Origin of the sequence: Sorlinia euscelidii (genome assembly GCF_036452135.1) — a bacterium.
Taxonomy (GTDB): Bacteria; Pseudomonadota; Alphaproteobacteria; order Acetobacterales; family Acetobacteraceae; genus Sorlinia; species Sorlinia euscelidii.
The window spans coordinates 240,771-254,183 of sequence record NZ_JAWJZZ010000001.1; the positions used below are offsets into that span (position 1 = coordinate 240,771).

22 protein-coding genes are annotated in these 13,413 nt (G+C 57.4%); 3 read left to right on the forward strand and 19 right to left on the reverse strand.

Features of this window, described 5'->3' with window-relative positions:
* The first annotated feature begins 258 nt into the window (after positions 1-258).
* The 3 genes from CGLAMM_RS01140 (at position 259) to CGLAMM_RS01150 (ending at position 1,828) form a co-directional block, all read left to right on the forward strand.
* Positions 259-627 carry a hypothetical protein gene (locus tag CGLAMM_RS01140; protein WP_394818691.1) on the forward strand — a complete coding sequence of 123 codons (369 nt, stop codon included), beginning with the start codon at positions 259-261 and terminating at the stop codon, positions 625-627.
* Positions 628-860: 233 nt separating this feature from the next.
* Positions 861-1,622, forward strand: coding sequence for a Rha family transcriptional regulator (locus CGLAMM_RS01145; protein ID WP_394818692.1), 762 nt, complete (start codon positions 861-863; stop codon positions 1,620-1,622).
* Positions 1,619-1,828 carry a hypothetical protein gene (locus CGLAMM_RS01150; RefSeq protein WP_394818693.1) on the forward strand — a complete coding sequence of 70 codons (210 nt, stop codon included), beginning with the start codon at positions 1,619-1,621 and terminating at the stop codon, positions 1,826-1,828. The genes CGLAMM_RS01145 and CGLAMM_RS01150 overlap by 4 nt, the downstream gene beginning before the upstream one ends.
* Before the next feature lie 149 nt (positions 1,829-1,977).
* On the opposite strand, the gene CGLAMM_RS01155 is transcribed toward CGLAMM_RS01150, so the two are convergent.
* The 19 genes from CGLAMM_RS01155 to CGLAMM_RS01245 form a co-directional block, all read right to left on the reverse strand.
* A complete protein-coding gene (locus CGLAMM_RS01155; RefSeq protein WP_418115258.1) occupies positions 1,978-3,180 on the reverse strand; it encodes a phage head morphogenesis protein in 1,203 nt (400 codons plus the stop codon).
* Positions 3,134-4,780: a DUF935 domain-containing protein gene (locus tag CGLAMM_RS01160; protein WP_394818695.1), complete on the reverse strand. Its 1,647-nt coding sequence runs from the start codon at positions 4,778-4,780 to the stop codon at positions 3,134-3,136. Before CGLAMM_RS01160 ends, CGLAMM_RS01155 begins: the two co-directional genes overlap by 47 nt.
* Positions 4,767-5,042, reverse strand: coding sequence for a hypothetical protein (locus CGLAMM_RS01165; RefSeq protein ID WP_394818696.1), 276 nt, complete (start codon positions 5,040-5,042; stop codon positions 4,767-4,769). The genes CGLAMM_RS01160 and CGLAMM_RS01165 overlap by 14 nt, the downstream gene beginning before the upstream one ends.
* On the reverse strand, positions 5,042-5,308 hold the full coding sequence (locus tag CGLAMM_RS01170) for a hypothetical protein (RefSeq protein ID WP_394818697.1): 267 nt from the start codon (positions 5,306-5,308) through the stop codon (positions 5,042-5,044). Before CGLAMM_RS01170 ends, CGLAMM_RS01165 begins: the two co-directional genes overlap by 1 nt.
* Positions 5,305-6,876, reverse strand: a complete 1,572-nt coding sequence (locus CGLAMM_RS01175) for a hypothetical protein (protein ID WP_394818698.1) — start codon at positions 6,874-6,876, stop codon at positions 5,305-5,307. The genes CGLAMM_RS01170 and CGLAMM_RS01175 overlap by 4 nt, the downstream gene beginning before the upstream one ends.
* Positions 6,860-7,435 carry a phage protein Gp27 family protein gene (locus CGLAMM_RS01180; protein ID WP_394818699.1) on the reverse strand — a complete coding sequence of 192 codons (576 nt, stop codon included), beginning with the start codon at positions 7,433-7,435 and terminating at the stop codon, positions 6,860-6,862. Before CGLAMM_RS01180 ends, CGLAMM_RS01175 begins: the two co-directional genes overlap by 17 nt.
* Positions 7,436-7,497: 62 nt before the next feature.
* Positions 7,498-7,803 (reverse strand): hypothetical protein, encoded by a 306-nt coding sequence (locus CGLAMM_RS01185; RefSeq protein ID WP_394818700.1) that lies wholly within the window; start codon positions 7,801-7,803, stop codon positions 7,498-7,500.
* Positions 7,800-8,015 (reverse strand): hypothetical protein, encoded by a 216-nt coding sequence (locus CGLAMM_RS01190; RefSeq protein ID WP_394818701.1) that lies wholly within the window; start codon positions 8,013-8,015, stop codon positions 7,800-7,802. Before CGLAMM_RS01190 ends, CGLAMM_RS01185 begins: the two co-directional genes overlap by 4 nt.
* The gene (locus CGLAMM_RS01195) at positions 8,015-8,719 is read right to left on the reverse strand and encodes a glycosyl hydrolase 108 family protein (protein ID WP_394818702.1); all 705 of its coding nucleotides are present in this window, start codon (positions 8,717-8,719) and stop codon (positions 8,015-8,017) included. Before CGLAMM_RS01195 ends, CGLAMM_RS01190 begins: the two co-directional genes overlap by 1 nt.
* A 52-nt stretch (positions 8,720-8,771) precedes the next feature.
* Positions 8,772-9,167, reverse strand: a complete 396-nt coding sequence (locus CGLAMM_RS01200) for a hypothetical protein (protein ID WP_394819691.1) — start codon at positions 9,165-9,167, stop codon at positions 8,772-8,774.
* 4 nt (positions 9,168-9,171) lie between these two features.
* Positions 9,172-9,573: a gp16 family protein gene (locus CGLAMM_RS01205; protein WP_394819690.1), complete on the reverse strand. Its 402-nt coding sequence runs from the start codon at positions 9,571-9,573 to the stop codon at positions 9,172-9,174.
* A complete protein-coding gene (locus tag CGLAMM_RS01210; protein ID WP_394819689.1) occupies positions 9,570-9,803 on the reverse strand; it encodes a hypothetical protein in 234 nt (77 codons plus the stop codon). Before CGLAMM_RS01210 ends, CGLAMM_RS01205 begins: the two co-directional genes overlap by 4 nt.
* A 21-nt stretch (positions 9,804-9,824) precedes the next feature.
* Entirely contained in the window at positions 9,825-10,442 is a 618-nt protein-coding gene (locus CGLAMM_RS01215; RefSeq protein WP_394818706.1) for a DUF3164 family protein, read from the reverse strand.
* A 118-nt stretch (positions 10,443-10,560) separates the two neighbouring features.
* Positions 10,561-10,707 carry a hypothetical protein gene (locus tag CGLAMM_RS01220; protein ID WP_394819688.1) on the reverse strand — a complete coding sequence of 49 codons (147 nt, stop codon included), beginning with the start codon at positions 10,705-10,707 and terminating at the stop codon, positions 10,561-10,563.
* Between the two features lie 7 nt (positions 10,708-10,714).
* Positions 10,715-10,930: a hypothetical protein gene (locus tag CGLAMM_RS01225; protein WP_394819687.1), complete on the reverse strand. Its 216-nt coding sequence runs from the start codon at positions 10,928-10,930 to the stop codon at positions 10,715-10,717.
* Positions 10,927-11,577, reverse strand: coding sequence for a transposase (locus tag CGLAMM_RS01230; RefSeq protein ID WP_394819686.1), 651 nt, complete (start codon positions 11,575-11,577; stop codon positions 10,927-10,929). Before CGLAMM_RS01230 ends, CGLAMM_RS01225 begins: the two co-directional genes overlap by 4 nt.
* Positions 11,574-11,774, reverse strand: a complete 201-nt coding sequence (locus CGLAMM_RS01235) for a hypothetical protein (protein ID WP_394819685.1) — start codon at positions 11,772-11,774, stop codon at positions 11,574-11,576. Before CGLAMM_RS01235 ends, CGLAMM_RS01230 begins: the two co-directional genes overlap by 4 nt.
* Positions 11,775-11,776: 2 nt before the next feature.
* Positions 11,777-12,769, reverse strand: a complete 993-nt coding sequence (locus CGLAMM_RS01240) for an AAA family ATPase (RefSeq protein ID WP_394819684.1) — start codon at positions 12,767-12,769, stop codon at positions 11,777-11,779.
* Between the two features lie 76 nt (positions 12,770-12,845).
* Positions 12,846-13,403 (reverse strand): hypothetical protein, encoded by a 558-nt coding sequence (locus CGLAMM_RS01245; RefSeq protein WP_418115259.1) that lies wholly within the window; start codon positions 13,401-13,403, stop codon positions 12,846-12,848.
* Between the last annotated feature and the right edge of the window lie 10 nt (positions 13,404-13,413).

Sequence of the window (13,413 nt, forward strand, 5' to 3'; positions counted from 1 at the left end):
TTGGATTGGGTCTATCGTCCGTTTAGGGCTTCAAAACCTCATACCAGTCGGACGGCGTCAGGGAGCGGAGTGATCCGTGGAGACGCCTTTTTCATGCCCCCGTTACGGGCATGCCTCATGGCAATCAGTTTTGCCGGGAGGTCATCGCGTATGTCCAAGGCCTCGGCCCAAAGGCGATGATGCCGTTCATTGGTACGGTTTTGAACTCCCGGCTTCGCCCGTGTTGAGTGGAGCCAACGCCTTCAAAAGCGAGAACCGATGACTACAAATCCAAAAAATCACGACGTTATCCTTCCGACGCCCATTATGATGGATGGGGAATTGCGGATCAACGATCTGCTGCTTGCCGAGATGCTGGGATTTGTTAAGCCGTTCAATATTCGAAATCTGATCAGGCGGCACCTAGAGTATCTTGAAAAATTCGGGACTGTCTTCACCGTGAAGACAGTGACACGCGGGCAGCGTGGAACAGAGTTTTTTCTGACCGAAGAGCAGGCGTCTTACATCGGTATGTTGTCGCAGACACCGAAGGCTGCGGAAGGCCGCATTGCCCTCATCAAGGCTTCCAGGAATGCGTGCCACTTAACAATTGACTGCTGGGCTGGATTGGGTCTACTGTCCTTTTAGGGCGTAGAAACCCTTATACCAGTCGGACGGCGTCAGGGAGCGGAGTGATCCGTGGAGACGCCTTTTTCATGCCCCCGTTACGGGCATGCCTCATGGCAATCAGTTTTGCCGGGAGGTCATCGCGTATGTCCAGGGCCTTGGCCTAAAGGCGATGATGCCGTTCATTGGTGCGGTTTCTAACTCCCGGCTCTGCTTATGATGGGTGGAGTCAACGCCTTAGAAAGCGAGAACCGATGACTAAAACTTCAAAAAATCACGACTTTACTCTTCCGACGCCCATCATGATGGATGGGGAATTGCGGATTAACGATCTGCTGCTTGCCGAGATGCTGGGCTTCGCGCAACCACTAAATGTGCGCAAACTAATAAGGCGGCATGCTAAATATCTAGCAAAGATCGCCACTATTTCCACGGTGGAAACAGTGACACGCGGGCAGCATGGAACGGAGTTTTTTCTGACCGAAGAGCAGGCGTCTTACATCGGAATGTTGTCGCAGACACCGCAGGCTGCGGAAGGCCGCATTGCCCTCATTAAGGCTTTCAGGAAAATAAAGCAGGAAGTTCAGGCGCATCGTTTTGAAACGACATCTGCCACTGCCGCGGCCCTGACCAAAATGACCGATCTGCTTGCAACCCTGACCACCCGCGTCGAGATGCTGGAGGGCCGTAAACCCGCCCGGACGGGAGCTGCCACACGCCCCGCTCTGGCGCAGAGGGTGAAACAGCAGGGCACTCTGTTCGGCCTGCCGGAGGATGCAGCGATGCCGGAGGTTTTCCAGCCGATTGCAGCCTATCTCGATCTGACTGCCATTGCCCCAAAGCGGCGTTTCATCATTGCCGGGCGTGCGGCGCAGTCTTGCGGCAACTGGCTGATGAAGCACCGCATGAGTGCGTTCATACGTGCATCACATGAGACGGGGCGCTTGCTGTTTCACCCTGAGGGCGTGGAAGCGTGGCTGGCGGCGCGGTCAAAGGTGCAGGAGGCAGCCCGATGATTGACGTCACCTTCAATGTAGAAAATGTCAGAGACGGGCTTCGTACCTGCGAAGCCATTACGGCGCTGCTACAAGATCTGATCGGCGACCGGAAAGAACTTGAGCTGGGAGAAGATGGTGTTCTGGGGCTATTTCTGCTTCTCGATGCAGAGCGCAATGCGCTGGCCCGTCTGGGGGCAGAGGATACGGCCACTATAAGGCTCTAAGCCTAATCCAGTTGCTCTCACCAGAAGAACTGCGCTAAATTCTCCCCGCGACGCAGAGGTACACGGTAAATATTCTCCCTGCCGTAGGACGCCCCATAATGGGTGGATCGTTAAGTGGGGTTCCCGGGAGGCCCCACCCTGCGTCGCAATCAATCTCCAGGCTTGATCTTTTTCGAGGCCGCGGCAATGCGCTCCGCCTCTGCCTCGGACACTTTTAGGAATGATGTCAGGAAAATCTCTCCTCGTCCCGTCCGTTTGATCGCCAGGCGAAACAACTTCGAATCCCACCGCCCCAAAGCAACGGCCTTCGTTTCCTCCTTGCCCAATTTGATGGAAGTCAAATCCTCAAAAATCTCCGGCAGGGCAACGTAAGCGTCTTCCTTCAACTCGGGATGCTTGGCCAGATTCTTGCTCAATGTGTCGTCCGAGAGCAGCACGGAATCCGTCTCGACATTCAGCGCCTTTATCACCGTTTCCGGTGCCGTCGCGGCTTCCACGACGCCTGCTCGCGTGTCGAGCAGCTTCCTGATTTCCTTCTTCTGGACCGACCTCCTGACCTCGGGTGGGGCAGCGGCCGGTGGCTTGCCTTCAATTGCGGTCACAGGCTTAAGCGCGACCGCCGCCCGACGTGCTTCTTCATCCATCCAGACTTTACCTGGATTGGTCTGAAAGCCCGGGCTGATCCCTGTCGGCACCTGCTCCGTCTTTCCAGTGGCTGGATTGACCCAGGGCCGGGTAACAACCTCCGGCGCTTCGTCCTCTTTCCATCCGTTCCGCGCCATCTTCCGACGCGACACAGGTTGTATCTCGCAATTACAGCCCCAGCCATTCGGTGCGAAGTGCGAGTTCCACCACGGATTATCCGCCCGCAGGATGATGCCGCCCCAGGCCTCATGCACGATGCGGGGGTGCAAAGAGACATTGTGCACGTAGCGCCAGTAAGGGAAAATCTCCAGCGCCTCGGGCGAGGTCATCTTGCGATAGCGTCCGGCCGCATAAGCCGAGCTCAGATTGGTGCGGTAGATGATCTCGGAACGCCAGGCCCGACTGCCTTTATAAGACCAGCCGTGCTTGCCAACGATCCGGTCGAAATCCTTCCGGAACTCGAGGAGCGTTGTCCCGTCCGTCAGCGCCTTGTTGATGGCCGATTTGAAGTCATTTAAGAGCGCGTTTGAAGTGGCCCCGGCTACAGCAAACTGCCTGGCATGGGCTTCCGCCGCGAGCTCGCCCCATTGCTTCGTGCCTTTATTGGCCTTCTGCCGGAAAAACGAGATCGCCTCAGACGGCCGAAGCGCAAAGCCCGCGTCAAGCGCCGCGTTCATCATCCATATCCTGCTGGATGGCTGCTTCACCGGCGAGCTCCGCCATGCATGCGAACTGCGCCAGCACGGTCGCAAATGCGTCATCATCCAGGTCGAGATCATCCAGCCGATCGCGGAACTCCTCCAGACTTGACGCCTGATTCATCACGTCCCGCACCTGATCAATCATGGCGTCAAAGGACGGTTGCGCCGCGCGGTGAAGCTTGTTGGTCATGATTTCGATCGGCATGACACCGTCATTGACGGATTGGGCGGGCGCAAGACTGTGCCGGCTCACTCGCTGCGTCGGGCGCTGGAGGAAGTGCTGCGGGGTGGGCTCAACCTTATTATTGGGCGCTGGCAGCGGCGCGCCGACAACCCCATCCCCATCTTCCGGCGGTGATAGGTTCAGGCGGCTGAGGATGTCTTCAGCTTTCACGCGAAGGCCCTGCGGCCCGAGATATTGAAGCGCGCTAATGACGTCACTCATCGGCGCTTCATCCGGGCGGCCGACGCGTATCGTTGGGTAAAGCCCGTTACGCGGCACGCCAAATGACAAATCGATCATCGGCCGGACGATCTGTTCATTGATCGTCTGGGAAAGAAGCATGGCGTCGGCGCGCTCGATGTCGTCCTGCACCTGGCGATGAATGACGGCCGCCGCATGCGTGCCCTGCCGTGCATCTGTTGTGCCAACCTGCCCCAGGACAGCTTTACTCGTCTGCTCATCGAGCCACTTCGCACGGCGCTCGTAGACGTCGTTCGACCCTGCGCCGTTTTTCGGCTCAACGAATTCCAATTGCATGCTTTCCGGCACCATGCATGCCAGAGACCCCGCAATATCGATCAGCGCCCGCCATAATGTCGAGCGGTCTTCGGCCGTACTGTCCCGCCCGTATTTGCCGATGCGGATTGGCATGCCGTAAGCCTGCACAAACACACCCCAATCGCGGGATGAAAACATCTTGAAAAGAGCATTGAAAGCGATCGCGCGCGTCAAACCCTGCGTGATGGTCAGGCCGCTCCAGCTCGGATGCCGGTGCACGACAATGCTGCGAGGTTCAAGTTCCTCGAAACCGATTTCGGGTGTCGCGAGATCAATCTTGGGCGTATATCGCGCATCGGCTCCGCTCCGCATTTTGACGGTTTCGCCGTCCTGCCATGAGATGTCAAACCAGCGTTGCGGGCGATAGATGAGCCGTTCGGGCCAGTAATTCCCCGCCTCCGCGTGCCATTTTATCGCTTGCACGGACCAGCCTTTCGCGACGGCATCAAGCATGTCAAACATGGCGCGCTGAAGGATTCCCTTCGCCAACCAGTCACGAATAAAAGCGGCTTGCTTTTCTTGAGCCGCTTCGTTACCAGCCGCCTCCACCGTGACTGGCAATTGGCTGACCGTGCGCTTCCGCGTTGAAATGACGCCGAGATAATGGAGATCCTTCTGCTCAATCAGCTCGGCGAAAGTCTGCCAGGCGAGTGAATCTCCATTCGAAGCCGCACGGAGCATCTCCCCAACATAATCCGGGTCAACCCAACTCATATCCATGGTCGAAACGGCGGGCCGCGCGCCTGTCAGCGTGGCCTCCGCCACGGGGCGCGTCAGCATGGACGGTGGAAAGGGCTTCCCCGTAACCGGGTCAATGAGTGCCATGATCCTGCACCTGCTTCGCCTTGGTCTGACAGGCCCGCGCCTGGTCGCGCAGGCCGATATAATCGCTCGCAACGCGCCGGATCATACTTCCCTCTGTGTGGGCTTGAATTTCCCGCTTTAATTGCTGCTGATCAGCCACGGAATAGGCGGTGATGTGCGGGCATGTCGGAATATAAATTCTCTGCACGCGCGGCGCGCATGACGTGACGCTGCCCGAAAGCAGCGTCACAGCGGCAAGAGGGAGGAAGCGGCTAAACCGCATCACATCGTCCCGGCATCGAGACGCGCCATGAGCGCATCGTCGCTAACAGGCTTTTCCGCTTCGGCCTGCGCCATACGATCCTGCGTGTCGATCACGGCCGCATCATGGGCGGCCTGCGCTTCCGCCTGTTTAACGGTTTGTTTCGCAGTCGCATCGGCCTGCTTCTTCCGGCTCGTTTGCCAGACGAGCCAGCCGAGGATCGCCACGCCTAGCGCGACGATTGCGTGCTTGATAATCCCGATAATATTGCCGATTCCCGAAATCATAATCTCAACCTCCATCGATGTTGCGCGGTCCCTGACCGTTCTTCGGCCAGCTCCCGCTCGATCGGCCACACGACCGGCGGCCCCGACAACTCGGTTCCCCAGGCGCGTGGCTGACTTGTATAGGCATATTCGATGACATCAGCGCGGCTTGCGGCGTAGGCCATGGCCAACGCCACGGCGGCGTCGCCGTGACGCTGGGCCGTCTTGCCGCCTTTACGCTGGTCCGGCACGCGCGCAACGCCGCGTACGACTTGTAAGAGACGGATGTCGTCAATGATTTCACGGTCCTGCGGTAAGGTGAGTGCCGCATCTTCCATCGCCGCCTTGAGGGGCGGCATCTGCTCACGATACCACCCCTCAGAGAGCATCACGGCCTCAACGCGGCTGCCATAACGTTGCACCGTGACTTCCGCGAGATACTGCCCGTTGCCGCGTGCATCCATTTTTCCGGCACGCCACCGGGGCAGCCCGTCAAGAATAGCGAAGAGGATGCGTCGTTGCTCATCAAAGGGCACGTTCCGCAATTCGACGACGAGCGCCGTCTCGCGCCGCATGTCCGGGGCGATACCCAGAACCCAGATGACGGTTAAATCACCGGATCGGCCAAAATCCTCACCGAACACATAGGGGCGCTCGCGATCCAACGTTTCCAAGGTGGTGTTAATTTTTTCACTAATGAATGAGGCTGTTTCCTGAGCGCGCTGCGCCTCCGGCCAAAGGGAAAATTCTGCCGTCTGCGCCCAACGAATAACGGGAATATCGGCGGAAGCCCGGGCTTCAATGAGCGGCAACGGGATATAAGCCCCGGTGGATGGCGACGGGATGCAGAACAGCTCCTCATCAGCACCGGAGCCGTAAAATGCCACGATCTCATCACGCCAGGCAGATTGCGCCACTTTAGACCACGTGACCCCCGTCTTGGCGCAGATTTTCCGGTAGAGCCCCTGTTCCAAAGCGTCGTCAAAGGTGGTGCGCAGCAAATGATAAGGCTTTCGGCCCGCCCGGATGTCATTGACCAGGATGTTAAACGGGTTGCTGTCCCCATTATGCGTGCTGATAATCAGCACCTTGCCTCCCCACATCAGGAGAGCAAGAGCTGCGGTCATCAGGCCCGCGAGATCATCATGGAAGGCCGCTTCATCGATAATAACGAGGCCCTGCATGCCGCGCAGGGCACGCGCCATGGAGGGCAACGCCAGGACTTTATGCCCGGCCGCGAAGTCGATTCGGAAAACCTTGACGTCCTTCTCCGGCGCGTCCGGGTCGCGGAAAAAGCTTTCCTGGACCTGACCGGCCACAACCTGCATCTGACCCGCATGGTCGGCGCAGTAATCAATAAATTCCCGCGCCATCTCCAGATTATAACCCATATAAAACACGTCCATGCCGCCCGCTTCGGGCGATAATCCTGCAATCAGGTCCGCGATAAATGAGGCGGCCCATGACATGCCGGTGCGTCGGGATTTTTCAACGACGACGACTGGATACTTCATGACGGCCGCCATCATTCCCGACTGATAAGGCAGGAAGAGGCTGGTCGAGAGCGTGGGGTTACGACCTTCCGTCATTTTCAACCCCGAAAGCCCCCTGCATCAGGGCGCGCGCAGTCTCAGCGGAGATGCCGCGCTTTTTCGCTTCATTCACCACGTGCTTCTCGGCACGTGCACGGAGGCCCTTTTCAACGCGTTCCTCTATGGCTTTCCGATTTTCAATGTCCGCCTTGGCCGATTTTGTGAGATGGTCAAGCGCCTTCGCCAGCAACATCAACCCCTGCGGATTGCCCTTGAGTGCTGCAATGCCGTCTTCATCGCTCGCCTCGCCTGCGAGGTAGAGGTCGAGGATGGCGCTGTGGAGAAGCTCAATATTGACCTGCGCCGTTCGCGATGCGGGCTCTTCCCCAAATTGCCGCACAAGCGCTTCCGCCACGCCACGGCTCTGACGCAGTTTGACGCCCAACCTGTCCATGTTCTGAATATGGCGGCCCAATGCTGAACGGCTGATCTTCGTCGCGTGCAGCTCTCGCAGGGCGGCGAGAATCTCGTCAATGGAGTAGCCTTCTCCGCGCAGCCGACCGATTTCGTCACGGATTTCGTGGGGAAGTTTTGACACGGAAGATGGTCGCGGCATGGTGAGCAACTCCCATGAAACTTCGACGAAAAAGAAGATGATGATCAGCCGGAGGAAGCGCATCACCTCACCACGCGGCGGGCGACGCCCGCGACGAGAAGGTGGCCTTGCGAGGCCCGCAAGCCATCATCGGTCAACTGAACCCGCCAGATCTCGCCATTGATGATTTCCAGCTTTGTCACCAGGACACACCCGGCCCGCTCGAGAAAGGTGAGGTCTGCGCGCATTGTGTCGCGGTCCGTATCACGCCCGGTCTGGAGCACCGCGCGCAGGATAACGTCCTCGGAAAGAAGGCCGTCGCGCATCTGGGCCAGCGCGTCGATCACTTTTTTACGCCGGTCTTCTTCGATGCTGACTTTCACGCTCATTTATGATCTCCCATATGACCGCGAATGATGACGTGCAGCAGCTCCCGCGTGCGCTCGCCATCATCCTCCAGCCTTCTCAATGATGTTTTGATGTCATCCTCGAGCGCATCGACGCGCTCGGTAATCGTTCGATGCCGACCCATCGCATAAAGTCCGGCCGCGCCGCCGACGGCACCCAAAATGGTGAACCAATGTTCGAGAACGTCATACATTACGCCAGTGCGCCGTCGGCAGCCTGGGCAAGCCGATGGGCTTCCGCCACGCGTTCCGTCAGACGTGTCAGCCAACCTTGGCCGAAAGTCCTAAAAGTCCTAAAGCTTCGGTAAGCCGCCTCCTGTTGCGAGGCGAGCGCGTAAATGATGAGGTTGTCCCGCGCGCTTTGCTCGCCCACAGCATCAATGAGAGATGTCATCGAAACCTGCCCGGAAGGCAGGTCAAGCCAGGACTGAAACTGCTCCAGATATTTTTTGGATAAAAAACTCACGATTGTTGCGGTGGACGCTTCGTGGAGAGCCGTTAATGTGGCCGGACCCATTTCGCCATCCTGAGCTGCCATGCTCATGCCGAGGAGTTGCTGAAGCTGCTTTACCGCGCGCTCGGTCCCGCTATTGAAGCCGAAATCGAACAGCATCAAATCGACGCCGTCAGGCAGTGCGTCACAATCCAGCACATTCCAGAAACGCGATGTTGCGACGTCGAAGAAAACATCAGGCGTCAATGCCTTCATCGTGGCAGCGGAAACAGCTTCACCCCGTATCTCACTGAGCAGCATCGCTGAAATGCCGTACTTCGTGCCGGATAACTGGCCGACACCGAGTTTACCGCCTGTCCAATTGCCACGATCAGCGCGCCCGCACTGATAGCCGCCTTCGCGCGCGAGAGTGAATTTGAGAGAGGCTTTGAGATTTCTTCGCATGCCAATAGATTAGGCGTGCGAGGTCTGCCCATTCAGGCTGTGTGTTTTCGACTCAGTAATCGTCGTCGAGGTCAAAAAGCCCCAATTGATCAGCATTTCCGGGGTTTTTAAAGGTGCGGTCAATAGTAGGGTCGGACCGAAGTAAATTCGGCACCTGCCGCCATGAAATCCCCATGCGCAGCGCGATCTCATTATTACTCAGGCCGCGCTTCGCCAGCATATGCGCACGCCAGGATTTAACGAGCGGCACTTGATAATTGACCCCACCATGACGCCGCACCAATGCCTCAAGGACATCGTCGCCATATTCCCGCATCGCCCGCGCCCGGGAGACATCGCGCGGCACGCGTAGACGCTGTCCCCCGGCTGACTCGATAAAGCGCAGCGTCGCGTCCTCTCCAATTTCCCGGACGAGCCACGCGATGGAGGGTGGAGGATTCATGGCCATGAGATTAGGCCCCGATCCGATCTTGCCAGGATTTGAGCGCCTCAATGACACGCTGCGCCTGCCCGGCTGAGAGAAATTCAGGCGCATCCACGCCCGTTTGACGTTTGACGAAGTGACGCAACGCGTCCCTTGACCCGCGCGACGTCAGCCTCGGCCCCATATCGGTCCAGATCGCGTAAATCTTGCGGATTTCGGCACGGTTATTTGCACGCCGCGCGCGGAAGCCGATTGACCGGTAGTGCCTTAAAAGCGCCTCAAGCTGCGTCAGCGAGCAGTCACGGGCACTCTCCTTGCCCGTGATCCGCGTCATGATCTCCCGATAAATCTCCTCTTCGAGGCCGAGCTGCTTGCGGGCGATCTGCAATTTCGCGTAAATCGCCCGTCGGGTCGGGTCAACGCCGCTCATGGTAGCTCACCGAGATAAGCCGCATGACCTGCCTCCCGAGGATTTCGGTTCTGCCCGACAAGAAGCAGCGCACTGGCCGCGTCGAGCGGCTTGGCGCCATGCTCTACCATGCGGATCAGCATCTCTCGGTCATTGCGCCATGGGTCACGTAGACTTTGGGATGCGGCGCCGATCAGCAGCCCGCCAATGAAGATCACAGTCGCACCGAAAGACAGGGTTGAAGTCCTCATCAGATGATCTCCTTCTCTCATTCACACACGGGAAAAATCGACGACGATCTGCTCGTAGGGCACACCCTCTTCCGGCCGGACTTTGCAGCGCACGGCCATTTTCGACCCGGCCGACGCCACAGCGTCGTTCAGGGCGCGCACAGCGTCAGGCCATTTCGGATGATTGAGGCTGAGACGTTTAAGGTCCAGGATGCGCTGGACGTTGATGCGCCCGGTCCGCTCGTCCTTCTGGAATGCGGCCGAAACCAGCGCGCGCAGGTCGGCCGTTGCGCCTTCCGTCAAATCGTCGAGTATCTCATTGATCAGCGCCTGCGCCGCCGGTAATGCGGGCGTGAGTTGCTGGTAATGATAGCGCGACGTCTCGACCCTCACCTGGTCGTCGAAGCTCACGAGCGTCAATCCGCCGACGCGCCCGCCAAGTTTGACATTATATTCCTGGAAAATGAGCGCCTGAAAAGCGTCAATCTCGGCAAAGATCGCGGCTTTTTCAGACTGCACATGGTCATGAAGTGCCTGAAAACGCGCCGCGAGCTTCATCGCGGTATCGTGCTGAATGACGATCTCCGGCCGGATCGACGTTTGAGGGATGTCACGCCCCTCCGCATCGCGGAGGGTTCTGACTGGGGAGATTTCGGTCATAAATGTCTCCTATTGCATAATGTTCATGGTGGGATGACGGAGCGCGAAAGTGATCCGCGACAGGCTCAATAAAAGCAGGGCTTTCTGCGTCACAGCCCAAAGCTGACGCACCTCATTTTCACGAAGGCTGTCGAGGCCACTCCTCTTCAATCGCCGTCACGAGAAGCGGCGGGAATGGATTTCTCAGCTCCGTGATTGAAGTTTTCAGGCCGATGCTGAGATGCGCCATGAGGTGGTCCGCATCGTTCAAAAGGGCTTTTTTCATATCTTTGTTATCCTTCATGGTTGAGTTCTTCTTTTGATTTCTCAAGGGCTTTATTGCGCCGCGCCTGCCTGCGTGCCTGGGAGATCGCCCACACGCCGAGGAAGCGGGCTTCATAGGCAGTCAGATAAATCCCCTTTTCCTGCTGCAAAAGCACGTCACCCAAGGCGCGTAGCTCTTTCACAAGATCCAGATCGTCCGATGAGACGGCGCGTAAGATGCTCATGCGGCCAACTCCTCGGGCGCGAGGATGGACGGATACCATCCGGCCATCACGCCCTGCCGGGTGCCGGGATGGCGCAGCAGCATTTCCGGCGTGATGACCAGGCAAATGCTTCCGTCAGCTCGCCGCGTCCGCAGGTGGGCGAAGACCGCATCCAGCACGCCGCTTTTCGACCACTTCAGAAAGCGTCGATAGACCTGTAATTCCTGCCCGCATTCGGGGGGCACCTGCCCCCACATTTTGCCGTGATGAATTACATGCACGATGCCCGTCAGGATCTTCCGATCGTCAAGGCGCGGCCGGTATGTGTCGGGATACCAGGGCTCAACCGCTGCCAGTTGCGCGTCCGTCAGCCATTGCACTTCATTCGGTAAAGTGGCGCGCTGAACACTCACCGGCCTCACGTAAAACGCCGCCGCACGTTCCTGTCCGCGCTCCGTCAATCGCGCCGTTTGACCGACCATCTCGACAAAACCACGAGCAAGGCAGGATTGAAGCACCTGCACGGGGCAAGTAATCCTTAAGGGGTTCGCGCCATCAGGCGGCGTCCAACCAAGACGCCTAAAGCCCGTCTCACATGTGCCCGTTTCGAAGCGCTGAAGCAGCCACAAAACGGCATGCTGATTTGTTGTCAGCCGCTCGGACCTCATGACCAATACTCCTCCAGGTGCTCCCGAAGGTCGGCGACCGTGAGGTCGACACTCAGGCTCATGAACATTTCCCGCAACACACGGCGGACTTCGATGCTGACATCAACCTGCGCCGTCGCATCATCCGTCAGGCGGAAATAAGTCTCCACGACCTCCTCTTTGATTTGCGCTGGGGTCTTGATTTGAGTTTTGGTCATGATCAGCCCTCCCGGCTGCGATAGGATTGAAGTTCGCCGCCAGTCAGGCTGTTCCAGGCTTTCTGAATGTCCTTTTGCTCAAGAACATTCCGGCCTTCGGCTCCGGCCAGCACGTGGGCATATCGTATGGTTTTCGTCATGCCGCGAAGGCCACCGGCCTGCGTGCCGACAAAGCGACAGAGTTTCCGCAGGCCGTCATCCTGAATGCCCCAGGCATCAAGCACGCGAAAAATGTCGTTGATTTGAGGTCGAGGACGATTTTTGCGCATCCCTACCCGGCTAAAAATCTGCGCGTGCGTCGTTGCGCGACCCATACCTTCAATGCGGCCTTTAAGGGGTTCATTGCCCATGAACACCAGGCCGATCCGCCCGCGATCGTAAATCGTGCGCAAGAGGTCAATCGCTTCAGTCTGGAGGTTCTGGGCTTCGTCAACGATGATGAGGCCCTGCGTCCCTTTTACACGCGCAATCAATGACGCCATCATGCGCGGGCCGCGCTTTTCACTCGCGTCCACAATCTCGGTCAGCTCACGCAGCACGGCCGTCGGGCTGCGCATGGAGCTATCCGCCGTCATCATCCAGACGTCTGGAGTCGTTTTCACATATTGCTCAGCGGAAACGGTCTTTCCTACGCCCGCATTGCCCGTAATCAGTCCGACGTCCGGCACCGACTGCGCGTACTCAAATACCGCTCGGAAGGCCGTCGAAGAAGGCGTCTCGATGAAACCCGGTTCAACCGGCATCTCAGCGACCTTGGACCGTTCACTCAGGCTTTCGAGGTATTTTTCGGCTTTTGCCGCGATATTTTCCGCGACACCATTATAAGTGCCAGAAAGCCAAGGGCCGAGAGTACCCTTCGGGATACCGGTCTGGATGGCGGCCTGGGCATAACTTAGCCCGGCTTCCTCCATATGTGTTTTAAGACGCCGTGCCATCTCACTCGGCGCGCTCGGGATGGGGGGCACAGTGGCGCTATTGATTTTCTGTTCCAGCATGATAAAAATTTCCTGTCTCTGACAAACCAGCATGGGACAAAGGCAGCACGGGCTGGCAGGCCCGTGCTGCCACAATCTAATCTCGAAAAATCGCTTTTTGCGTGGTCAGCATTCGATCCGAGCTGGCAGGCCCATTTTCTTGCTCTATATTATCAATATATGATGTAGTGTAACTTACGTTTGACTGCCGCAAACGCGTTCCAATTTTGCGATTTCCAATAAAAACGAATCCTATCACTTTCAAGGAACTCACATTTGTAAGAGACCCCATAATCATCGACGACAATTCTTGCGCGTCACTGATGATAAAGAGACATTCGCCGCCTACCTTCTTGAGGTGGCGGATAACATTGACCATTTTATTGCGATTTGTTTGCTCGACGTCCCCAATTCCATTAGCAATACCTTGCCAAAATGCTGCTGGTGACTTCGGTAAATCGTTAGCCGAGAAAGTCCAGGCATTTTCATTTTCACTTATGTAATCAGATATTTCTTCCTGAAGATTTGTTTCTTCAGCTATGACGATTTCAATCGAACCCGTAAGTTGGGCTGTTTTGAGGGCACTCTGAAAGACTTTTGAGGTAGCATTTTTTAGTCGCATTTTTTCAACTCCAGCATGGGACAATGGCGGCACGGGCTGGCAG